The organism is Streptomyces laculatispora (genome assembly GCF_017353455.1).
Taxonomy (GTDB): Bacteria; Actinomycetota; Actinomycetes; order Streptomycetales; family Streptomycetaceae; genus Streptomyces; species Streptomyces laculatispora.
Genome location: NZ_JAFMPZ010000268.1, coordinates 1 through 21,986, shown reverse-complemented (window position 1 = coordinate 21,986; position 21,986 = coordinate 1). Strand labels below are relative to the sequence as shown.

14 protein-coding genes are annotated in these 21,986 nt (G+C 69.5%); 7 read left to right on the top strand and 7 right to left on the bottom strand.

Annotated elements, in window-relative coordinates:
* The 3 genes from J1C73_RS14930 to J1C73_RS14920 all read left to right on the top strand — a co-directional run.
* Window positions 1–251, top strand: a 251-nt coding sequence (locus tag J1C73_RS14930) for a hypothetical protein (protein ID WP_207316802.1), incomplete at its 5' end; no start/stop codon positions are given.
* Window positions 248–856 (top strand): nucleotide exchange factor GrpE, encoded by a 609-nt coding sequence (locus J1C73_RS14925; RefSeq protein ID WP_123463642.1) that lies wholly within the window; start codon window positions 248–250, stop codon window positions 854–856. The genes J1C73_RS14930 and J1C73_RS14925, both read left to right, overlap by 4 nt.
* A 51-nt stretch (window positions 857–907) precedes the next feature.
* Window positions 908–3,409, top strand: a complete 2,502-nt coding sequence (locus J1C73_RS14920) for an Hsp70 family protein (protein WP_123463640.1) — start codon at window positions 908–910, stop codon at window positions 3,407–3,409.
* Between the two features lie 60 nt (window positions 3,410–3,469).
* Here the strand turns inward: J1C73_RS14920 and J1C73_RS14915 are convergent, their stop codons facing one another.
* The 4 genes from J1C73_RS14915 to J1C73_RS14900 form a co-directional block, all read right to left on the bottom strand.
* Window positions 3,470–4,597, bottom strand: a complete 1,128-nt coding sequence (locus J1C73_RS14915) for a DEAD/DEAH box helicase (RefSeq protein WP_207316801.1) — start codon at window positions 4,595–4,597, stop codon at window positions 3,470–3,472.
* A gap of 3 nt (window positions 4,598–4,600) precedes the next feature.
* Window positions 4,601–6,478 (bottom strand): MrfA Zn-binding domain-containing protein, encoded by a 1,878-nt coding sequence (gene drmB, locus J1C73_RS14910; protein WP_123463636.1) that lies wholly within the window; start codon window positions 6,476–6,478, stop codon window positions 4,601–4,603.
* Window positions 6,475–9,627: a helicase-related protein gene (locus J1C73_RS14905; RefSeq protein WP_207316800.1), complete on the bottom strand. Its 3,153-nt coding sequence runs from the start codon at window positions 9,625–9,627 to the stop codon at window positions 6,475–6,477. The genes drmB and J1C73_RS14905 overlap by 4 nt, the downstream gene beginning before the upstream one ends.
* A 63-nt stretch (window positions 9,628–9,690) precedes the next feature.
* A complete protein-coding gene (locus J1C73_RS14900; RefSeq protein ID WP_207316799.1) occupies window positions 9,691–11,211 on the bottom strand; it encodes a sigma-70 family RNA polymerase sigma factor in 1,521 nt (506 codons plus the stop codon).
* A 283-nt stretch (window positions 11,212–11,494) separates the two neighbouring features.
* On the opposite strand from J1C73_RS14900, the gene J1C73_RS14895 reads away from it, so the two are divergent.
* From J1C73_RS14895 to J1C73_RS14880, 4 genes are all read left to right on the top strand, one after another.
* Window positions 11,495–13,267, top strand: coding sequence for a DUF4357 domain-containing protein (locus J1C73_RS14895; protein ID WP_123463630.1), 1,773 nt, complete (start codon window positions 11,495–11,497; stop codon window positions 13,265–13,267).
* A gap of 68 nt (window positions 13,268–13,335) precedes the next feature.
* On the top strand, window positions 13,336–14,598 hold the full coding sequence (locus tag J1C73_RS14890; RefSeq protein WP_242644187.1) for an McrC family protein: 1,263 nt from the start codon (window positions 13,336–13,338) through the stop codon (window positions 14,596–14,598).
* A 58-nt stretch (window positions 14,599–14,656) separates the two neighbouring features.
* Window positions 14,657–16,798 carry a DEAD/DEAH box helicase gene (locus tag J1C73_RS14885; RefSeq protein WP_207316798.1) on the top strand — a complete coding sequence of 714 codons (2,142 nt, stop codon included), beginning with the start codon at window positions 14,657–14,659 and terminating at the stop codon, window positions 16,796–16,798.
* Window positions 16,799–17,017: 219 nt separating this feature from the next.
* Window positions 17,018–17,293 carry a hypothetical protein gene (locus J1C73_RS14880; RefSeq protein WP_123463628.1) on the top strand — a complete coding sequence of 92 codons (276 nt, stop codon included), beginning with the start codon at window positions 17,018–17,020 and terminating at the stop codon, window positions 17,291–17,293.
* A gap of 61 nt (window positions 17,294–17,354) precedes the next feature.
* On the opposite strand, the gene J1C73_RS14875 is transcribed toward J1C73_RS14880, so the two are convergent.
* From J1C73_RS14875 to J1C73_RS14865, 3 genes are all read right to left on the bottom strand, one after another.
* A complete protein-coding gene (locus tag J1C73_RS14875) occupies window positions 17,355–19,646 on the bottom strand; it encodes a glycosyl hydrolase family 18 protein (protein WP_207316797.1) in 2,292 nt (763 codons plus the stop codon).
* A 182-nt stretch (window positions 19,647–19,828) separates the two neighbouring features.
* Window positions 19,829–21,358, bottom strand: coding sequence for a YfcC family protein (locus J1C73_RS14870; RefSeq protein ID WP_372446688.1), 1,530 nt, complete (start codon window positions 21,356–21,358; stop codon window positions 19,829–19,831).
* On the bottom strand, window positions 21,355–21,986 hold a 632-nt coding region (locus J1C73_RS14865; RefSeq protein ID WP_207316796.1), incomplete at its 5' end, for a peptidase dimerization domain-containing protein. The genes J1C73_RS14865 and J1C73_RS14870, both read right to left, overlap by 4 nt.

Below are 21,986 nucleotides of genomic sequence, written 5' to 3'. Positions count from 1 at the left end.
AACCGTCCCCTCTCCCCTGGTTCGGCCCCACCCTCCACGAACTCCTCCCGGACGCCCCGCTCGGTACCCGGCCCCTGGGTCTCCGGAGGCTGGCGGCGCCTGAGCTCACTGCCTCCGCGGCTCTTAAGGATTCGGCCAGACACGCGCTCGTTCGCCGGGCCAACCAGAATTCGCACACACCCGTCGACGCCCTCGTCGCCGAGATGCTCACCCCGCCCCTGCCCGGTCACAGCACCGAGGAGCGCCCATGACCGACCCCGGTCCCACCTCCGCTGTCGGCGGCGGCCCGCCGTCCGAGCTCGACAAGATGCGGCACAGGGTCGCCATCCTGTCCGAAAAGCGGAAGACCGCCGAAGGGCAGCTGAGGGGCCTGCTGGGTTCGCTGCTCGCTCTGGACGACGTGCTGGCCGACACGCGTGTCCGCGCCGACGCCCTGCACACGGCTCGGTCTGCCCGCCAGACGGCTTCGGCCGCGCTCGCACTGGGCGAGCAGATTTATGCGGCCCACCTGATGCTGCGTCGGGAACTCGAGCAGCACGACGTCAGGCCGATGGTTGTCGTAGGCAGGGCCGTCGACCCGGCGGAGATGCGCGTCGTGGACACCGAGCCGCACCCGAGCCGTCCGGAAGGCACCGTGCTGCGGGAGAAGGCCACCGGCTTCCGTCAGGGGTCCGCCACGTTGAGGCCCGCTGAGGTTGTCGTCGCAGTGCCTGGGCCCGCGCCCGATCTCGTACAAGAGCCCGACCCCGGGGCCGGACCTGTGCGTGCTCAACCTCGGCGCACCACTCGTTCCCAACGGCAGCTTCTGCGCAAGCCGTCGGTGGTTGCAAAGCGCCGCCGATCCCGCCGCGCCTGACCGCGCGTCCGCTCCTCCGCCATTCCAAGACGATCAGGAAGTACGCCTTTCATGCACCGGACTCTCGGTATCGATCTCGGCACCACCAACTCCGTCACGGCCTGGATGCACGACGGCGTCCCCGTCGTCCTGCCCAACCGGGACGGCGGCCGGGCGACCCCCTCGGCCGTCGGGGTCGGCCCCGACGGCGGCCTGCTCGTCGGGCAGGAGGCCCTCAGCTGGCGCGGCGGTGCCCCCCGTTCCGTGATCACGGAGGTCAAGCGCCTCATCGGACGACGCTGGAACGACGGGCTCGTCCAGAAGGCGCTGAAGACCCGGCCCGACGACGCCCCGCCCGTCCGGGAGAGCCCTGATGGTGCCGTGGAGATCCAGGTCGGCTCACACTGGCTCTCCCCCGTGCAGGTGTCCGCCATCCTGCTCCGCCGGCTCAGAAAGGACGCCGAGGACGCAGCGAGGGCCTCGTTCCGACGTGCGGTGATCACCGTGCCCGCGTACTTCGCCGAGCCCCAGTTCGACGCGGTGCGGTCGGCCGGGCGACTGGCCGGTTTCCACGTGGCGCGCATCGTGCAGGAACCGACGGCCGCCGCGCACGCCTTCGGGGTCCGCCCCGGCGAGGACGGGCTCAAGGACTACGCCACTGTGCTCGTCTTCGATCTGGGCGGCGGCACCTTCGACGTGTCGCTCCTGGCGATCGGCCCCGGACACTTCTCCGTAGCCGCGCTGGGCGGGGACAACCTACTCGGCGGCGCCGACTTCGATGCGCTGCTCGACACGCAATTGAGGACACGTCTCGGCGAGCGCGACCACGGCGGGGACGGAGACGCATCCCGCATCCGGGCCGCCGCCGAGCGGGCAAAGATCGAACTGTCCGCACAGGACGCCGCCGAGGTCGTCCTCGCCCCGCTCGGAAAGCAAGGCGGCGCCTGGTCCGGGACCCTGCGGCGTGCCGACTTCGAATCACTCCTCACCGGCCACCTGAGCAGGATGAGGGAGACGGTCGAAACAGTGCTCACCGAGTACAGCGCGACACCCGAGGACGTCCAGCGGGTCCTCCTCGTCGGTGGTTCCACTCTCGTGCCGGCCGTCCGGCGCGGGCTCCAGGACCTCTTCGGTGCCGACACAGTGTCCGACGCGGTGGACCCCATGACAGCCGTCGCTCACGGCGCGGCGGTAGAGGCCGGCCTCCTCCAGACGCTCGACTGCCCGTCCGAGACGTGCACTGTCGAGAAGATTCCCGTCGATTCCGAGGCCTGCCCGGCCTGCGCCGTGCCGCTGCTCGGTACGCCCACAGTCGACTGCCCGGACTGCCACGTCCCGGCCCCCGAACTCACCGCTGCCTGCCCGGTGTGCGCCACGGACCTGTCCGGACTGCGCTCGGCCACCCCGGCCGTCGCTCCCTCCGAATGCCCGGCCTGCGGCCGGGATGACAACCCCGCCGGAGCGACCATCTGCGGTGACTGCGACGCCGCCCTGGACTCCGGCGGCCTGAAGTGCCCCGGCTGCTCCATGGTCAACGCCGCGGGTTTCAGCTCCTGTTCATTCTGCGGCGGCGACTTCGGCACCGCTCTCCCCCAGCAGGTCACGGCCCAGACCATCGGGGTCGAGCTTGCGGACGGCACCGTGGGGGCTCTCTTCCCCGGCGGTACCCCTTACCCGACCGAATGGCATCGGGTGGACGGCCTCGCAGTCCGCAGCAACAACGCCACCTCCGTGGGAATCAATCTCTGGGAAGGGCCGCATCTGCGCTCTGCCCGGCGCAACGAGTTCTGCGGCGGCTTCGTCCATGAGCGCCCCGGTGGCCTCCGGGGCGAAGTACCGCTCACCCTCCAGGTGCGGCTCGACGCCGACCGGACCATCGGGCTGCGGTATCGCATCGGCTCCGACGACTGGTGCGGTGCCAAACTCCGGCGCAACCCGGTGTCCCCCGCCGTCGGGCGGAAGGCGGCCGAACTACAGGCCCGCTACGCCAACTTCCTGGACACCTGGAAGCAGGATCTCACCCACGCGGAGCGCGACGCGCTCACCGAGACCATGCACGACCTTGCGGCGCTCGGCCGCGGGGAGAGCCTGAGCCACTCCCTCGATGGACTGCTTGACTCCGCTCGCGACACCCTTGATCTCTGCACACGCGCCCGAAGCACCCAGGCCGGCGCGAGGATCTTCGCCCAGGGGGGACGCGGACTGCTGCCTGCGGTACTCGTGGAGGACCTGCGGAACGCGGCCGAGGCAGTCCGGGACGCGCGCGAGGCCATGGACACGGCTGCGATGCGGGAGGCCACGGAGCGGGTGGATGACTTGTCGACCGGCATCGACCCGTCCATCCGAAACGCGCTCTACGCCATCCGACTCGCTGAACAGGACGCCTACCCCACGACAATCCGAACTGAGGTCATCGCCGCCCGCGATGCCCTGCGCAGCGCCGTGTCGCGTAACGACAAGAGTGCCCTCGATGCCCAACTCGTCCTCCTCGGACGGCTTGGCAAGCAGGGGCTCGATCAGTTCGCGGAGGGCGCTCCGTCGATCTCGGGGATCGTCCGGCCGTCCCGGCGGTGAGCGGGGGCATCGCTGTGGGGCGAGGTCATGCCGCACGACCCGCGGCTCGTCCCACGCCGCTCAGCGCATCGTGGCCCAGCCGCCCAGCCCCTCCAGATGCCGCGGCAGCCGCGACCCCTGCCAGCCCAGGATCAGGCGCTGGCGGGCTCTGGTGATCATGACGTAGTACGCCATGCGGAGGGACGCTTCGGTCGGGTCGGCGGCGGAGTCGGTCTCGGCGTCGGCGACCACCACCGTGTCGAAGCCGAGACCCTTGGCGCTGGCACGGTGGACGAAGACGACGCCGGGGCGGGTCAGATCGAGGTTGCGGTAGCGGTCGCTCTGAGCCGCCGAGCTGTACAGCTGAGGTTCGGTTGGGAGGTTGGCCCGTTCGAGGCGGCGCATCAGGTCTGCGGCCGTGGGGAGGGAGTTCACGATGACACCGATGCGCTGCTTCGGTGCGCGTAGAGCCAGGCCGGCGATGTCGTCGGCGAGGTCCTTCGGGCCCGAGTAGCGACGGATGGCAGGAAGCGTGCCGCTGCGGACCGGCATATCCGGCTGTGTGCCACCGACTCGGAAGTGTTCGGCGAGGGAGGCGATCTCGCGGGTGTTGCGGTGGTTGCCGCTGATCTCGACGCGGCTCGTCGAGTGGCCGAGCGTGGATGCGATCTCGTTCAGGGTGGAATTCGTCTCCGTGAGGCGCTGGCATTCGTCGGCGAACACCGTGGTCGACACGGCGGTCAGGCGGACCATCCGATAGAAGCCGGGAGGCAGGTCCTGGCCCTCGTCCACGACGAGGTGCGGAGTCACCGTCGTCTCGCTCGCGTCGATCGTGGCGGCGGCCAGGCCCGTGAGTTCAGTCCAGTCGAACCAGCCGTCCGCAGTACGCACCGCGCCGCGTCCATACCGGCGCATGATCCAGGCGTGGGCGGTGGATGCCTCGATCGCCGCGCCCGGCACCGTGAGGTCGTCGAGTGTGGCCTGGAGGAGCCGGCAGAGCAGTTTGGAGCGAGTGAGCAGCACGGTGGGGCGGCCGGTGAGGGCGAGGTGTACGGCCCGGTGGGCAGCGAGCAGGCTCTTGCCGCTGCCGGGCGGTCCGCTGACGAGGTGGTTGCCCGTCAGTGGCAGTGCGTCGAGGCAGTCGCGCTGTGCCGGGGTGAGGTCCGGGTGGAGTACGGGACCCGTCGTGGCCGGGTTCGTGGTGGTCATGGGTCATCCCAGGGCGGTTGCGGCCGCCGCTTCGCGGCTGGCGTTGAGGACGTCGGTGAAGTAGCCGGGGACGCCGGCGGAGCCGACGACGAGGGCGCGGTCGAGGAGCGTGTTGCCGGTCTGGCAGCTTGTCTCGGGGAGCAGGGTGCAGGCGTGGCAGGCGGCCCGGTTGAGGTTGCCGAAGCCCTGGCCGGTGTGTTCGGCGCAGAGCGGGTCGGCGGAGCACCAGGCGGCCGCCTCGAGCATGCGGATGAGCGTCTCGGTGAACTGCGGGGCTTCGCCCTGGCGGACCAGGCCGCCGAGGGTGCCCTCGGCGTCTCCGGCCGCCGTGTAGATCAGTACGCCTCGCTGGCCGAACTCGGGCCGCCCGTACACGCGTTCACGCAGGCTGGACGTGGTGTAGCCGGAGTCGAAGGACAGCTGGCGGATCAAGAGGTGAGCGAGGGTGTGCAGGAGCGCGAATCGCGGGGAGAGCTCTGCGCCGACGGTTTCGTCCAGTTGCTCCTTGCGGAACGACTCGTCGAGGTCCGTACGGACGCCTGCGACGTGGGCCCGGACTCGCGGATCCGACTCCCAGTCGGTGAGGCGCTTCTCGTCGAGGCTGAGCACGATGCCTTCGCCGTAGACCTCGTTGGCGGGCAACCAGCGCAGCCGGCCACTGGTGTCGGAGGGGACGAGGGTGCCGGTCGGCGTGTGGCGCCGGAAGCCGGTCAGTGCGCGTACCTCGCGCAGGCGGTCGACGAGGACGACTCCGTCGACGAGCGAGGCGAGGGTGACCCAGGGCTCCTCCTTCTCCCCGTCGAGGCCGAGGTCCGTGCGACGTGCCGCAAAGTCTCTCTCAGGTTCGGGGAGTTGGTTGGCGGCGAAAGCGTTCCACTCGTCTCGACTGAGGTCGAGCTTCGCGGTCGCGGGCTTGATCTCCGCCAGGGGTGCGGGCGCGCCCGTGGCCTCCGCGATGAGCCGGTCGATGAGATCGTCCGAGGCTTCGGTGTCCTCTTTGATCATGTCGCGGAAGGTCGCGGCACGGGGCTTGCCGAGTGCGCCGAGCAGGTGATCCCAGTAGACGTGGCCGCGTACCGCTTCAGCCTTGTCCTGGTTGATCTGTGGCTGCTCGTCGGACGTGGGGATGTCCAGCGCCGAGTAGACGGCCGGGTAGTAGACGTTGCCCGCGGTCCGCTGCACGATGTGGACCTGCTGGCCGCAGGTCGCTCGCTCCTTCCAGTGCTGCCACGGGTTGCGGCCGGAGCAGCTGCCGCCCTGCGGCCCGAGGATGTCGAGCAGGTCGCGACGGGCACCACACGTTCCGCCGCCGGGGCGGGTGGCGCCGCAGTGGACGGAGAGGGCTTCAAGGCCGGAGGCGCGGTCTGCGACGAGGAAACTGAGCCGGCGCGCCCTCCAGGTGTTGCTCGCCTCGGAGCAGGCTTCCCGGGCTTCGGGCGAGAGCTTCGAGTGCGTCCAGTACCACCAGTCGACATCGTCGAGATGGCCGTCCGGGCAGATCCGGACGAACCTCATCGGGGTGAGGCGCGGTGCGGCACCGCAGGAGGTGCAGACGGCCGGCTCGCCAGGACGCTCGTCCTCGCGCAGGAAGCGGACCATGGCCCGGCAGGCACCGCAGAACAGCCAGCCGGGGAATCGGACGTAGGGCGCGCCGGGCTGCTCGGCCTTGTCGTAGCGGTCGTTGAGGGTGTGCGGGGCGGCAAAGAAGCCGGTGACGCCGAGGCGGGCGGCGAGGCGGGCGGACTCGACCGGGGTCTTACCCTTGTACGGCCAGGCCTCGATGCCGGCGGCGACGAACGACTCGCCCTGGATGTCGAGGACGGCTCCGACACCGAACGGCAGCACCGTCTGCGCCTGACGGACCCTGAGTTTGCGCGTCACTTTCCTGCTCCCGTCACCGTGATCTGGCATTCGCGGTCCACGCTGCGCATGGAGTTGAGGGTCTCCCACAGTCCGTACCGCTGCTCGAAGCCCTTGAGCAGGTTGTGCTGGCCCTTGCCCTGGCTGCGGTAGTAGAGGTCCTTGCCCTCTGCGGCAGCGCACTCGGCCTGCTTGCACCAGTCGTCCAGGTGGTAGCCGAGCTCGCGGCGCACCTCGGCGCGCACGGCGTCGCCGCGCGCTCCGTCAGTGCCGCCGCACTCGGCTGTCGCCGCGCGGGCAGCCAATGCGTCGGCGATCTTGTCGGCCTCGGCCCGTCGCCCGGTGATCTGTCCCGCCGCGCTCTCGGCGGCCAGGCCGAGGCGGTGGCGAACGAGGATGACAAGCGCGGCATGCAGGGCTCGACGGCGCGCGGGGATCGACCAGGGCGTGATGCTGGCGGGTTCGACGAAGCGGTAGAGGGCGCTGTGGTAGTCGATGAACGTCTCGTAGTGGGAGCGGTCGCGGGGGCGCGTCGCGTTGAAGTACGTGACGACAAGGCCGGGCACCCGGTGGCGGCCCACGCGGCTGGTGGCCTGAATGTACTCGGCGGTGGTCTTGGGCTGGCCCTGCATGAGCATGTAGGCGAGACGCTTCACGTCGACGCCTACGGACAGCATGTTGGTGCAGGGCAGGAAGGAAACCGAGCGTGGGTCCGTCCAGGGCTGTTCCAGGCGGTCGAGGAGAATGGGCTGTTCGGCCCTCGGCAGGTTGCTGGTGAGTTCCTCGACATCACTGTCACCGAGCGTGCGGACACCGGTGCCTTCGTCGAGGCCGCGGATCTGAGCGGGGATGTCATCACCGGCGGCGGTGACGGTACGGCCGAGCTCGCGCAGGCTGTGGTGGTAGGCGACGAGGGTCCAGTAGTCGTCGCGGTGATCCTCGGGGAGCTCGTGGACGCCTTGGAGCATGGCCGCCGTGGTGGCGACGGCTCCGCGGCCCGCGGTATGTCCCTGCGCCATGACGCCGAGATAGAGGCGGCCGGGGCGGCCCTTGTCGGGGATGGCGAAGAAGCTGTCGCGGGCGTCGAGGCCGGACGGTGGGAACAGTTGGACGTCCTGGTTGTGGAGGGCGCGGACCTGTTCCGCAGACCGCCGGATGGTGGCGGTCGCGGCGACGATCTTCGGGGGGCGGCGGTCGGCACCGGTGCACAGTTCGAGGATCGCGGACTCGTACAGGCCGACGGTGGTGCCGAGCGGTCCCGTGAGCAGGTGCAGCTCGTCCTGAATGATCAGCGACGGAGGCGGGTTGTCGGTGCCCGCGCCGAAGAGCCGGCCGGAATCGCGCTCCCAGGCGAGCCGGGCGAACTTGTCGACGGTGCCGAGCACGAATGTGGGCGGGTTCCGGTAGAGGTGCTGGTCGACCACGGCAACGGGCAGGCCGTCGTGGAAGCGGCAGTCGTCGCGGGTACAGAAGAACGAGAACTCGTCCGGCTCCGCACGAATTCCGTAGTCCGCACGCACGCTGGACCTGGCAGCGGGCAGGATGCGCGTGCCGCACCAGGGACAGCGGTCCAGGATGAAGACGTCCTCGGGGCGGGCAGCCACGCGCTGATCGTCGAACGCCTTCTTCGCGGACTCGAAGCTGTTGGGCGTGGTGGTCTCGCCGACCCAGAGGCCGATGGTGATCGGTTCGGCGCCGAGGCCGAGGGCCGGCTCGGTCAGACGGAGGTGCTCCATGGCGCAGATCGTGGTGGCGGCTCGCTGGAACTGCTGTGTGGTGAGCAGGCTGAGCGTGTAGCGGCTGAGGACGGCTGTTCCGTCCCCTTCATTGCGGATGCGGCGCAGGGCGATGGTGAACGCGGCGAGCAGCAGGTACGCCTCGGTCTTGCCACCACCGGTCGGAAACCAGATCAGGTCGGTCGTCTCGCGGTCGGGGTGCTCCGGGTCCGCGACGCCGTCGAGGGCGAGGAGAAAGAACGCGAGCTGGAAGGGGCGCCAGGCCGCCGTGTCGTCGACAGTCGGGTCGGTGACGGCCGCATCAGCGCGCTGCCGTCGCTGCCCTGCGAGGTCGGGTGCGGAGTGCCGCATCTGCAGCTGCATGGTGCGCTGCGCGATGCGGAAGGCGGCGAGGAGCTCGGGACGATTCTGGTCGCAGAGGGTTCGTACGCCCGACTCGATGCGCACGACGGCCCGACCGATGCGGTCGAGGATCCTGTCGGCGGCCTCCTGGCCCCAGGAAGGCACTTCGACGGCACGTTGACCCACGTACCAGGCGTGGTACGTGGATGCGAACTCGGCCAGCTCCTCCCTGAGTTGATCAGCGCCGATGGCAGGATCCGCCAAATGGGAAAGTGCGAGCGCAGGCGAGTCGAGCGGGCCTCCGGCTCGGATGACCGGGACTTCGGCGCGCGGGAGTGTCTCGCAGGAGAGCTTCTCGATCGATCCGTCCTCGGCCAGGACTTCTCTCACGGCACAGCCGTGGCCGACGGCACGGGTGATGACGTGCTGGTACTGCAGTCGCAGTTCGCGCTCCTCAGGGTCGCGGCTGGCGAGCCGCACACTGGGATACGGGAGGACACTGCCGTCAACGGGCCGGGCAGTCAGTTCGCACTGGAACAGCATGTCGTCCCAGCTCGGCGGCTTACTGTCGGCCGCCTCATGCCGGGCCGCATTGACCAAGGCGACGGTGATGAGTGTGCCCTTGCCGTACGGACGGCGGGTCAGCCGGATCTCGGCTCGCCCTTCGAGGACGGGCACGCAGTCGCGGTCCGGCTCGATCAGGTGCGTCTCGGGCTTGAGCGCGATGCGGCGCCAGCGGCGACCACGCCCGGGCTCGCTCTTCAGCGTCTCGTAACGAGACGCGGTGCAGCCGACCTCGACCGCGGGCGCGTCGGTGTAGAAGCTGAGGCCGAGAGAGGCGGGGAGCCAGCTGTTGCCCTCGGGCAACGGGTCGCCGGCCGGGCTCGCGTCGGGGGCGTCCTGTTCGGCACCCTGGCTCTCCGGATCCTCAGCGGCGTGGGAGAGGCGCCGCTGGAGTTCGGCCTGCTGCGGGTACAGGGTGCCCATCAGGTACTGGCGGTCGGGCGGGGCATCGAGCACCTCGTCGTCTCCGGCAGCCGGGCCTACGAGTTGGCGGGTGAGGTAGTCGACCAGGTCTTGGCGGGGGTCCATAGGTGGATCCTTCGATGTGATGTTCGTGGTGAGAGCCGGTGCCGACAAGCGGGGTGTGCGCGTTCAGCGGAGCGCGCGATGTGACGGCGCCAATCCGAGGCGAATCGCCTGCCCGCGGAACTTCGCCTTCGCCTTCGACTCGACCTGCCGGATACGTTCGCGAGTGACACCGAAGACCACTCCGAGCTCCTCCAACGTGGCCGGCTCGTCACCGTCGAGGCCGGTCCTTCGAATGAGGATGTGCCGCTCCCGCTCGACCAGGCCCTCCAACGCCAGCCGCACGCGCGCCTGAAGCTCCTTGCGGAGCAGCACGACAAGCGGTCCGGGAAGCCGGCTCGGCCCGATGATGAGGTCTCCCAATGCCGTGTCGTCGCCGATGATTCGGTCCAACGAGTCGGTAGGGCGGCTGATCCTGCGTACCTCCTCCACCTGGACGAACGTCAGGCCCGTGGCGTAGGCGACGTTGTCGACGGTCCTGGGGCGGCCTTCGTTCAGGAGATTGCGCTCGGCGTTGGCGACCTTGCTGACACGCTCATGGATGTACACGGGAATCCGGATCGTGGTGCCTTCGTCGGCGATGGCGCGGCTGATGCTCTGCTTGATCCACCACGTCGCGTAGGTGGAGAATTTGAAGCCCTTGGAGCCGTCGAACTTCCGGGCCGCGCGCAGCAGTCCGAACATCCCATGCTGGTCGAGATCATCACCGTCGAGTCCACGCCCCTCGTAATGACGGGCGATCTTCCACGCCAACCGCTGGTTGTGGAGGACCAGGCACTCATATGCGCGCCACCGCTCACCGGTGCGCGAAAGCCCAGCGATCTCCTCTTTTGGAACGTCACGGCCAAGGTCCCCGGTACCTCCGCGCAGGAGGACGGCGAGCCCCACCTCCTCTTCCGCTTTCAGTAGCGTTTTGTAACGATCCCGACACCACCGGTCCTCCTCCAGTGCGGCCCGGGCCGCACGGACGGCACCCTCATGCTGTGCCTCCAGCGCGGAGACAGACACTCTGTCCCGCTTCTTGCCGCTCGACGGCTTGGGGGACGCCGAAGCGACCGGGGACACGGTTCCGGAACGAACCGGGAGCGGTCGCGTCACCGGGAAGTCCGCGGTCAGTCCCTGTGTGTCGGCGGCGCTGAGCCCGTGCAGCCGCGCGACGCCGTCGCGGGCGAGCCTGCTGACCGTGCCGCCGGAGTCGGCGTAGCGCGCCAGCATGCGACGGGCCGACGCCAGGCGCTTGGCCGCCTCGGAAGGCACGAGCGAGGGCAGTACGGGTGCGGCCACCGGCTCGGTCTTGGCCGTCCGGGGCAAAGATGATGGCCTCACCACACCGGAGGGCTTGGAGGCGATCTGAGATTTCGGTTCGAGCGTTCGACGCGGCGACCTCACGCGAATCCCCTCGGCGGCCAGGCCGCTACGGAGACCCCGTCGCTGTTCATCCGACGTGAGCCCGAGGAGGGCCGCCTCCGCGACGAAGACCCGCTGACTCACCACGCCCGCACGGGTCGCACAACTCTTCAGCCGCTCGATGACGGAGGGCAACTCCGCAGCGATGGCCTGCCGTTCCGTGCCCAGGTCCCCACCCATTACGCACCCCTGACATCCAGAGCCTTCCTCACCGCTACGAAGAGAGCGGGTTGGCGTGCCTTACTCTAGAGTCGACCCGTTTACAACGTCAACAGAATCTTCCGGAAAGCTCCCTCCTCCGCACCCAATCTCGAGTGCGATCCCAGCCAGCAATGACCCGCAGGGCGCAGTTGGAGCACGCCTGACGCATAGTCTCGCCCGCGTGTGGAAATTGAAGCCGTTAGCACCGTCAACGGATACACTGCTCGCAAGCCCGCCCTCGTCGCACGGAAGGCCGCCCTCCATGCAGCACCCGGACTACCCCGAGTTCCGCCTCAAGCTTCCCGGCGGCGGTCCCACCGCGCACGGATGCCTCCTCACCGAATTCGGGAACAACGGCTCCCTCAGGTTTCTGGTACGCCGGGGGTCACCTGTCAGCGCCCTCGAATGGCCCGGCCTGAGCGACCACACCCGTCGGCAGCGGACCGCACTCCGCGCCGACGGCTCCCTCACCGACGCCCCCGACGACGTGAGCCGGTACTGGCTGGCGACCCGGGACATCGAATGCAACTCCGCCTCCGCCGCCGCCTCACTCGTCATCGGCTACGGCGTGAGCGGCCCGGAGGCGTGGCGGGACGCCTCCGGCCATCCGCTCTCGGACTACCTCACCCCGAGCTGGCGCGCGCCGCGCAAGTCCTGGCTGGTGCGCGGTTCCAACGTGTCCGGCAGGGATCTTGTGCATCGGATGTGGCTGAGCGAAGGGCTTGTCTCCCTGTCCGGCGCCCACCTGCCGCCACTGGATGAGCAGGACCCGACGAAGAGCAGCCTGCGCCGATACGTCGAGGACGGCTACGAAGGCACCGCCTCCTACAGTCAGAAGCGTGGCCTGGTCGACGACCTGCACGCCTTCCTGACGCAGATGCGCGTCGGAGACACCCTCACCACCCTGTCCGAGGGGCAGCTCCATCTCGGGCAGATCACCGGCGAGGCCCAGCAGACCGACTCCCCCGGCGGTCTGACCAACCTGCGGCGCACCGTCTCATGGCAGCCTGAGGGGCATCCGTACGACGAACTGCCGGAAGAACTGCAGCAGAAGCTCTCCGTGCAGCACGACGTCGTAGATCTGACCTCCGTCGCGGATTCACTCGCCACGCTCGGCGCCCCTGCTGCCCCGGTCGCAGACGAGGAAGTACCCCCGGCGCTGGCGAAGGAACTGGCACTGCCCCCGGTCACGGATGCTCTCGCCTCGGAACTCCTGATCCACGACCGGGCCTGGCTCGACGAAGTACGAGACCTTCTCTGGGACGAACGGCAGTTGGTTCTCTACGGGCCGCCTGGAACCGGCAAAACCTACCTGGCGATGAAGCTCGCCGAGCACTTCGGGGGCGGCGCCGAGCAGGTCAAGTTGGTGCAGTTCCACCCGTCGTACGCGTACGAGGACTTCTTCGAGGGGTTTCGTCCCGTCGAGGATCCGGAGACCCGCGAGGTCGCGTTCCGACTGAACGCCGGCCCGCTGCGTGAGCTCGCCGACCTCGCGTCGCGAGACGGAAACAAGCACATCCCGTACTTCCTGATCATCGATGAGATCAACCGCGCCAATCTGGCCAAGGTGTTCGGCGAGCTGTACTTCCTGCTGGAGTACCGCAAGAAGACGGTCCGCCTCACCTATTCCGGGGACGACTTCGCCCTGCCGCCCAACCTGTTCGTGATCGGCACCATGAACACCGCCGACCGCTCCATCGCTCTCGTCGACGCCGCGATGCGCCGCCGGTTCGCCTTCATAGAGCTCTCCCCCCGCACCGAACCGACGCGCGGACTGCTGGCCCGTTGGCTTGAGCGCGAAGGCAAGGACGACGAGCCCGCCCGCCTCCTCGACACCCTCAACAACCGTCTGGCAGACCCCGACTTCGCCATCGGCCCTTCGTACCTGATGAAGCCCGGCGCCTATCGGACCGGGGGTCTCGATCGCACGTGGCGGACGAAGATCCTTCCGTTGCTGAACGAGTACCACTACGGCGAGGGCATCGACGTCGAGGACCGGTACGGGCTCGACGCCCTGCGGAAGGCACAGGGGTGAACACTCTGAGGAGCGCAGGCTGTGCCACTTCAGCGGCATCATCGCGCCGCCCCGCCAGCTCGGGCCTGTTGATCACGCTGCGCGAGCACGCCACGGCCCGCTCCATCCCGCTCGACGCCGTCACCGGTCGCGCACTGGCCGTCTCCGGCGTGCTGAAGAGCGCCACCCCCGATCCCGAACGACCCGGCAACTGGCTCCTGCGGGCAGGCAGCCGCGTCGGGGCCATCCGCCTCCCGGTCGCCGCCCCGCGTGTCCCGACCACCCGGGCGCACGATGCAGTGACGCTGCGCATCGTGCCGAAGACCCCCGTCCGTCGCCTGTTCTTTCTCCTCGGCTTCAGCCTCGACCCCGCACGGGCCTGGCGGCAGGAGCGCGACGGCACCGTCGACATCGGCGCGCACGAGGACGTCGTGCCCGCACTCGCGTACGCCGTGGAGCGGCAGATCGACCGTGCTTTGCGCCAAGGGCTCCTTCAGGGCTACCAGCGGGTGGAGGAGTCGGCGCTGGTCCTACGTGGGCGGGTCCGCGAGGCGGAGCAGATCCGGCGTCACTTCGGCCGGACCCCGCCGGTCGAGATCACGTACGACGCCTACACCGCGGACACCCCGGAGAACCGGACCCTGCGCGCGGCCTGCGAAGCTCTGCTCCGGCTTCCTGACGTCCCCGGCGACGTGCGGCGGCGGCTGGGCCATCAACGGGTGCGGCTCGCCGATGCCGCGCCACTGATCCGAGGCCGGGACCTGCCCGAGTGGACGCCCTCCCGGCTCAACGCCCGCTACCAGCCCGCGCTGCGGCTCTCCGAGGCAGTTCTCCGCGGCACATCGCCCGAGCACCGGGCCGGTGGACTTTCCCTCGATGGGTTCCTCTTCGACATGAACGTCCTCTTCGAGGACTTCGTCACCGGGGCCCTGCGCGAGGCCGTCCGTGAGCACGGGTTCACCGGACGGCTCCAAGACCCGCATCACCTCGACACTGCTTGCAAAGTCCGGATGCGCCCGGACCTGGTCGTCCACCGGCCGGACGGGCGTACCCCGGTCGCGGTCGTCGACGCCAAGTACAAGACGGATAAGACCGGCTCGTACCCGAGCGCGGACCTGTACCAGATGCTTGCCTACTGCACTGTTCTCGGCCTGCGCGAGGGGCACCTGGTGTACGCCGCCGGACAGCACGGAGAGCGGTTCCACGAGGTGCGCGGCAGCGGCCGGCCGGGCGGCTACGGAAGCGTGCGCCTGTACCAGCACGTGCTGGACCTGGACCGTGATCCGGCCGAATTGCTGGACACGTTCAGGGCCTTGGCCGCCCGCCTGGCGGCCGATCACCATCAACAATGATCTACGGGTACACGCTCCACGTGCATGATCCGTGTTCACACACACCGGGGGGAATCTGATGCCACGTCTCGCATTCGCCAATAGCTTCTGGGACGGATACGACAGTCTGGAGAAGCCGATCCGTGCTGGTGTGCGCAAGGCGATGGCCAAGTTCCAGGCCCTGACCGTCGCCGAACTCAACGCCGACAAGGGTCTCCACCTGGAGAGTGTCGAGCGGGCCCGCGACCCGCGGATGCGAACCATCCGGATCAGCGACTTCTGGCGTGGAGTCGTCCTCGCCCCGGACGACGGCAGTGACGTCTTCCTGCTGGTGAACGTTCTTCCGCATGACGACGCGTACAGCTGGGCGGCCAAGCGCCTCTACAGCGCGAACACCGCGACGCGCGCCCTGGAAGTCCGCAACGCGGTCGCGCTCGACCAGCTGACGCCTCTGTACGAGGAGGCCGCGCGTACGGCGCCGGAACTACTCTTCGCGAAGGTGTCGGACGGCGCGCTGCGCGAACTCGGCATCGATCATCAGGTACTGCGCGCGGTCCGTTCGATTGCGGACAAAGCACAGCTGGAGGCGTTCGCCACACTTCTGCCCGAGGACCAGCTGGAAGTGCTGCAGTACCTCGCCGAAGGGTTCGGCCCCGACGAGGTCTACCGGGACGTCGTCGCCGTACGCCGGCCGGTCGACGCGCCCGCGGAGCCGGTCGAGGACCTCGCGACCGTGATCGCGAACACCTCCGCACGCATCCGGCTCGTCACCGGGCCGCAGGAGCTCGCAGAGGTGCTGGACAAGCCGTTCGCCGCGTGGCGCGTCTTCCTCCACCCGTCGCAGCGCCGCGTCGCCTACCGCACTTCCTACGGTGGTCCGGTGCAGGTCACCGGCGGCCCGGGGACAGGCAAGACGGTCGCCGCCCTGCATCGCGTCAAGCACCTGCTCGGGCGTGCCGACGGGAGTCGTGTTCTCCTGACAACATTCACCAACGCTCTGGCCGCCGGCCTGCGCGAGAACCTCGCGCTGCTCCTGGACGACGACCAGGATCCACTGAAGCGCGTCGACATCACCACCGTCGACGCGTTCGCGAGCACGGTCGTCCGAAACCATGACGCGCGGCCCGCACAGCCCGTCGGTGACCGAGTACAGCGGCAGCTGTGGGGCAAGGTCGTCAAGCGTCTCCGGCTGCCGTTCAGCGAGCAGTTCCTGGCGCAGGAGTACCGGCACATCGTCCTCGGGCAGGACGCCCGCGATCTCGCTTCCTACCTCTCGGTCTCGCGCCGCGGTCGCGGCACGGCTCTCGGGGCCGGACGGCGGAATTTGGTGTGGGAAGCTGTCGAACAATTCGAGCGGCTACTGCAGGAGCGGGGGGAGACCACGCACCTGAGCGTGTGCGCCCGCGCTGCCGAACTGCTGAGCGAGCACGGCCCGGCGTACCGGCACATCGTCGTCGACGAGGCGCAGGACCTGCACCCCGCTCAATGGCGGGTGCTGCGTGAAGCCGTCGCGGCCGGACCGGACGATCTCTTCCTCACCGGCGATCCTCATCAGCGGATCTACGATTCCCGCGTCACGCTCGGGTCTCTCGGGGTGCAGACCGCCGGCCGCAGTTTCCGGCTTCGCGTCAACTACCGTTCCACAGAGGAGATTCTCTCCTGGTCGGCACGACTCCTGGCACCGGTGACGGTGGAGGCGATGGACGGCGAGGGCAATGATTCACTCGCCGGCTACCGCTCCTTGCTGCACGGCCGCCGCCCGGAGGCCGTGGGCTGCGCGAGCCAGCAGGATGAGGCATCGGCGCTGGCAGAACGGATTCAGGAGTGGATCGCAGACGGCGTGGCACCGGCCGAGATCGGGGTCAGCGCACGGTTCAACCTGACCCTCGACAAGGCCGCGGACCACCTACGGATGGCCGGGATTCCCGTCACACGGGTCAAGGGGTCGATTCCGCCCGGCTCAGAGGGTGTACGCCTTGCGACGATGCATGCCATGAAGGGGCTGGAGTTCCGTGCGGTCGCCGTGCTCGGCGTCTCGGCGGGTGTGATGCCGTTCGCTCGGGAGATCACACCCGCCGAGGTGGATTGGCTTCAGCACGAGGGCGACATCCTTCGCGAACGCTGCCTACTGTTCGTCGCCTGTACGCGCGCCCGGGAGGTGCTAAGGGTGTCGTGGAGCGGGAAGGCAAGCGAGTTCATCCCGGTGGCTGTAGGCGCTTAGCGGCGCGTTCCGAGTACGCCTCGCGTCCGACGCCGGATACCGGCCCCGCTGGGCGACCCGGAGTCCACCCTGATCCTGACGTTCGGCGAGGCGTATCCCGTCGATCCCCCGGATCCCGATGAGTACGGGCACGACTCGCTCGTCGAGCTGATCGGGGACTGGGCCGCGCTGCCGGGCTGGGAGCTGCTCGAGGAGCCCGCCGAGGCGGATTGCGAGGCCGTGCTCGACCGGGCGGCGGAGGCCGTCGCCGCCGAGCTCGGTCCACCCCTGCGCACCCTTCGTGCCAACGACTGGCTCGGTCTTGGGCCTCATCTGCGGTGCCGGATATGGCGCATGGGCGAGCACGGGGTCGTGCTCGCCCCGCGCGAGGACGGCGGGCCCTACGGCTATCTGACCCATCTGACGCTGACCGTGCACCCCTGGCCGGCGGGCGAGGAGCTGCCGGCCGGGGACGAGGACTGTCTGCGACTGGTGCGGGACCGCATCATCCTGTGACGCGGCGGGTGGCCGGTCCGCGGGGTCCGGCGGGACTCAGCGGACCGGCCGTGGGGAACGGCTACTTCTTCAGACCGGTGTCGAGCGCACCCAGCAGGGTCCCCTGCGGGGTGTCCCCCGACATCTCCCAGACCATGACGCCGAGCAGCCCCTTGTCCTTCACATAGGCCGTCTTCTTGCCGATGGACCAGGTGTCGTCGAAGGACCACCACTGGTTCCCGGTGTAGCCGTACGTGGAGACCGACTGCGCGTCGTGATGGACCGTCATCGTCGGGTAGGCGCCGCTGAGGTTGGAGTAGCCGCGGGTGCCGGCCTCCTCGGCGAACTGGCCGGGGGCGGCTCCGCCCGCGGACTGCCATTCGCCCGCCGCACCGCCGTCGGCGACGTTCTGCCAGCCGCGGCCGTAGAACGGGATGCCCAGGGTCAGCTTGCGGGGTTCGACGCCCGCGTCCGTGTACGCCTTGATCGCGGTGTCCGCGCTGAAGTGGAAGTTGTACGGGTCCTGGTCGTCGTTGTAGAGGTTGGCCTGGTGGCCGGTGCGGTTCGGTTCCCAGGAGTTGTCGCTGCCGGAGCCGTGGAAGTCGTACCCCTGGACGTTGGCCACGTCGAGGGAGTCGAAGACCTTGCTCAGGTCCCAGCCGTCACCGATCTTCTGCGGGTCGGCGGGGGTGAAGGCCGTGAGCAGGCGGTGGCCGCCGCCGAGTGCGTCCATCTGCTTGCGGAACTCGGCGAGCAGCAGGGTGAGGTTGTTCTTGTCGTTCGGCGAGTAGTGGTTGCCGGGGTGCCCGGTGCCGGTGCCCGGCCACTCCCAGTCGATGTCGAAGCCGTCGAAGATGCCGGCCGCGGTGCCGGGGCCCCCCGCGCCGCCGTACTCGGGCAGGTTGCCCTTGATGTACATGTCGATGCAGGAGGAGACGAACTTCTTGCGGGCCGCGTCGGTGGCCGCCACGTCGGAGAAGTACTTCGAGTACGTCCAGCCGCCGAGCGAGACCACGATCTTCAGGTTCGGGTGGAGCTTCTTCAGCTTCTTCAACTGGTTGAAGTTGCCGCGCAGTTTGCCCCAGCCGTCGTCCGCGACGCCGTCCACCGACTGGGCGGCGCTGAAGGGGCGGGTGTAGTCGGCATCGGCGTCACCGGCACCGGTTCCCTGCTCGGGGTCCTCGGGGTCGGCGGTGGTGCCCTTGGTGACGCCGTTCAGGCAGGTGAGGTTGTTGGGGTCGATGTTGGCGAAGGCGTAGTTGACGATGTCGAGCTTGTCGGCGGCCCCGGAGGTCTGGAGGTTCCTCACGAAGTACTGGCGGCCGTAGATGCCCCACTGGACGAAGTAGCCGACCTTCGCGTAGTTGCCGGCGCCGACGATGTCGGCGGTCTTCGCTGTGAGGGTGTTACTGGCCGGCGAGGCGTTGTCCGCGGGATCGCGTGCCTTGACGGTGAAGGTGTACGAGGTCGAGGGGGACAGCCCGCCGATGGTCGCGGTGGTCGTGGTACCGGAGACCGTGGTGGCCAGGGTGGCGCCCCGGTAGATGTCGTACGCGGCGACCCGCTGGTTGTCCTTGGAGGCGGTCCAGGCCAGGGTGACGGACGAGGAGTCGGCCGCGGTGGAGTGCAGGGCGCCGGGGGCCGTCGGCGGGGAGGTGTCGGTGGCCGGGTCGACGGTGGTGACGGTCAGCGGGGCGCTCTGGGCGGAGGTGTTGCCCCGGGTGTCCTTGGCCCGGACGGTGAAGGAGTAGGCGGTGGCGGGGGTGAGTCCGGTGACCGTGGCGGTCGTGGCCGCGGTGGCCGTGCCGAGCACCTTGCCGCCCGCCAGGATGTCGTACGACGCCACGGGGAAGTCCCCCGCCGTGGCGGCCGTCCAGGACAGCGAGGCGGTACGGGCGGTGACATCGGTCTGCTTCAGCCCGCCGGGTGCGCCCGGCGGGGCGTCCGCGGAGCCGTCGCACTTGTCGCCGTTGATCCGGCAGCCGGTCGGCGCGGTGATCGGCCCGGTGGCGACGAACCAGTAGCTGTACGGCTCGGTGGTGCTGTGCGCGGCGACCGTGCCGTTGTAGTGGGCGTTGACCGCGGTGATGTGGCGGCCCTGCGTGGTGACGGTGCCGTTGTAAGAGCTGTCGATCGTGACCCCGGCCGGCAGATCGAATTCGAGGCTCCAGCCGGTGACGGCGGTGTCGGTGTCGTTGCGCAGGATGTACGTCCCCTTCCACCAGGGGCCGTTGTCGGCCGAGGTGAAGGTGGCCGTCAGCTTGCCCGCCGCGTGTGCGGGGGTGGCCTGGAGGGACAGCAGGGCGAGTAGGAGGGCGAGGGCGGCGACCAGCGCGGTCACCGTTCTCCGTCTGAGGGGCATGTGCTCGAACATGGTTCTCCCTTGTGGCAGGGACCCGTGAGGAGGTCCTGAGGGGGGAGCTGGTGTCCTTCGTTCCATGGAGCACAGGGGAAACTAATTGGTCTGGACCATCCCGTCAATAGGTACAGACCACTTGCGGTCGGCCGGCCGCCCGCACCTCGGCCGCACCCGCAGCCCCCACCTCGTTCCGCCTCTCACGTCCCCACCGCTCCCAGCGCGACGAACGCGCAGATCAGCACCGCCAGAACGGCGAGCAGCGGCCAGACGAAGCGCAGGTACCTGTCGTAACCCACCTTGGCCAGCGCCACCCCGCCGATCGTGACCGCCGTCGTGGGCACCCACAGGTTCATCCAGCCGCTGGCCGCCTGCCAGGCCGTGACGACGACCGCGCGCGAGACGCCCGCGAAGTCGGCCAGTGGGGCCAGGATCGGCATGGCCAGGGTCGCGTGGCCGGAGGTGGACGGGATGAGGAAGGCCAGCGGGAGGTTGACGACGAACACGGCGATGGCGAACACCGCGGAGGAGGTGCCGGAGACCAGACCCTCGATGGAGTGCAGGACGGTGTCGGTGATCCGGGAGTTGTTCATGATGACCGTGACCCCGCGGGCCAGCACGATGACCAGTGCGGGCGAGATGAAGTCGGCGGCCCCCTGGACGACCGTCGCGCTGATCTTCTGCTCCCCGAACCGGGCCACGATGCCGACGAGGACGGCCGCGACCAGGAAGAGCGCGGCCAGCTGCGGGAAGGACCAGCCCAGTTCGAAGCCGTACGGGGTGGCGTCCGCCTCCCCCGTCAGGGCGCTGGACCACGGGACCACCGAGAAGATCATGAAGGCGAAGGTCAGGCCGACCATGACCAGGACTACGCGGTGGAGCGGGGTGAGTTCGGGGGGTTCGCCCGCGTCGGCCGCCGCCTGTTCGCGGTCGCCGGGCAGGAAGCCGGAGAGCGACCGGCCCGGGTCCTCGCGGACGCGCTTGGCGTACCGGATGACATAGGCGATCGTCACCGCCGTCAGGACGACCCACATCACCGCCCGCAGCACGATCCCGTCGCCGAGCGAGATGTCGGCGGCCGCGGAGGCGACCCCGGTGGCGAACGGGTTGACCGTGGAGCAGAGCACGCCGACACCCGCGCCGAGGATGATCGTGCCGGTGGCGACCATGCGGTCGTAGCCGAGGGCCAGCATCAGCGGGACGATCAGCCCGTAGAAGCCGAGGGTCTCCTCGGCGAAGCCCTCGACCGTGCCGAGCAGCGAGAAGACGAGCATCACGCCCGCGATGAGCAGTGCGCCGCGGTCGCGCAGCCGGTGGGCGAGGCGGCCGATGCCGAGGTCGAGCGCGCCGGTGGCGAAGACGACGGTGATGAACGCGCCGATCGCGATGACGAAGAGGAACACGCCCGCGCTGCCGTACAGTTCGCCGGTCAGGTCCGGGCCGACCTGGCCGGTCCTGGCGTCCTGCACCCCGTACAGGCCGTTGACCGGCGAGAGGAAGAGGTCGTTCAGCCGGTCGACGACGCTCTGGCCGGAGTCGACGCGGTGGTACGTGCCCTGGATCGGCGCACCGCCCTTGGTGCGGTCGTACGCGCCGGACGGGATCAGGAAGGCCACCGCCCAGACCGCGAGCGTGACGACGACCAGCACGGTCAGGGCGCTGGGGAAGACGAACTTCCTTCCGGCCGGCGGCTTCTCCCCCGGCGGGGCCCCGGTGTCCAGCGTGCTCACGCGGCGCTCCCGCCGCGGTGCGCGGCCGCGTACTCCCGCAGGAACGCCGCCTCGGCGATGACGGCCGAGCGGAGTTCCGAGAAGAGGACCCGCTCGTTGGGCGCGTGCAGATTGCACATACTGTCCTGTGCGCCGAAGAGCAGGATCTCGGCGCCGGGCACTGCCTTGGCCAGGCCGTTGACGAGCGGGATCGAGCCGCCGCCGGCGACGAACGCGGGCTCCGCGCCCCAGCCCTCGCGCAGGGCCGTCTGCGCGGCCCGGTAGGCGGGGCCACCGGTCGCGGGCTCGAATCCGGGGCCGGTGTCGCCCGGGGTGACGGTGAGCGGGATTCCGAACGGACGCAATGACTCCAGATGGGTGACGAGCAGCCCCTGCGCCTGTCCTGGGTCCTGCTCCGGGTGGAAGCGCAGGTTCAGCTTGGCCCTGGCGTACGGGACGACGGCGGAGGCCGCACGGTCGACGCTCGGGGCGTCGATGCCGACGACGGTGACGGCGGGTCCGCTCCACAGCCGCTCGCCCAGGCTGCCGGAGCCGATGAGCGGCATCCCGTCGCGGACCCCGGCGAGGGTGCGGAACTCCTCCTCGGTGTACGTCGTGCCGCTCCACTCCTCGCGGCGCAGGCCCTCGA

Excerpts from the sequence above, each read along its gene's own strand:
- J1C73_RS14915 (WP_207316801.1), bottom strand. The coding sequence starts at position 4,597 with ATGACCACCACGAACCCGGCCACGACGGGTCCCGTACTCCACCCGGAC.
- J1C73_RS14900 (WP_207316799.1), bottom strand. The coding sequence starts at position 11,211 with ATGGGTGGGGACCTGGGCACGGAACGGCAGGCCATCGCTGCGGAGTTG.
- J1C73_RS14925 (WP_123463642.1), top strand. The coding sequence starts at position 248 with ATGACCGACCCCGGTCCCACCTCCGCTGTCGGCGGCGGCCCGCCGTCC.
- J1C73_RS14875 (WP_207316797.1), bottom strand. The coding sequence starts at position 19,646 with ATGTTCGAGCACATGCCCCTCAGACGGAGAACGGTGACCGCGCTGGTC.
- J1C73_RS14920 (WP_123463640.1), top strand. The coding sequence starts at position 908 with ATGCACCGGACTCTCGGTATCGATCTCGGCACCACCAACTCCGTCACG.
- J1C73_RS14895 (WP_123463630.1), top strand. The coding sequence starts at position 11,495 with ATGCAGCACCCGGACTACCCCGAGTTCCGCCTCAAGCTTCCCGGCGGC.
- J1C73_RS14885 (WP_207316798.1), top strand. The coding sequence starts at position 14,657 with ATGCCACGTCTCGCATTCGCCAATAGCTTCTGGGACGGATACGACAGT.
- J1C73_RS14905 (WP_207316800.1), bottom strand. The coding sequence starts at position 9,627 with ATGGACCCCCGCCAAGACCTGGTCGACTACCTCACCCGCCAACTCGTA.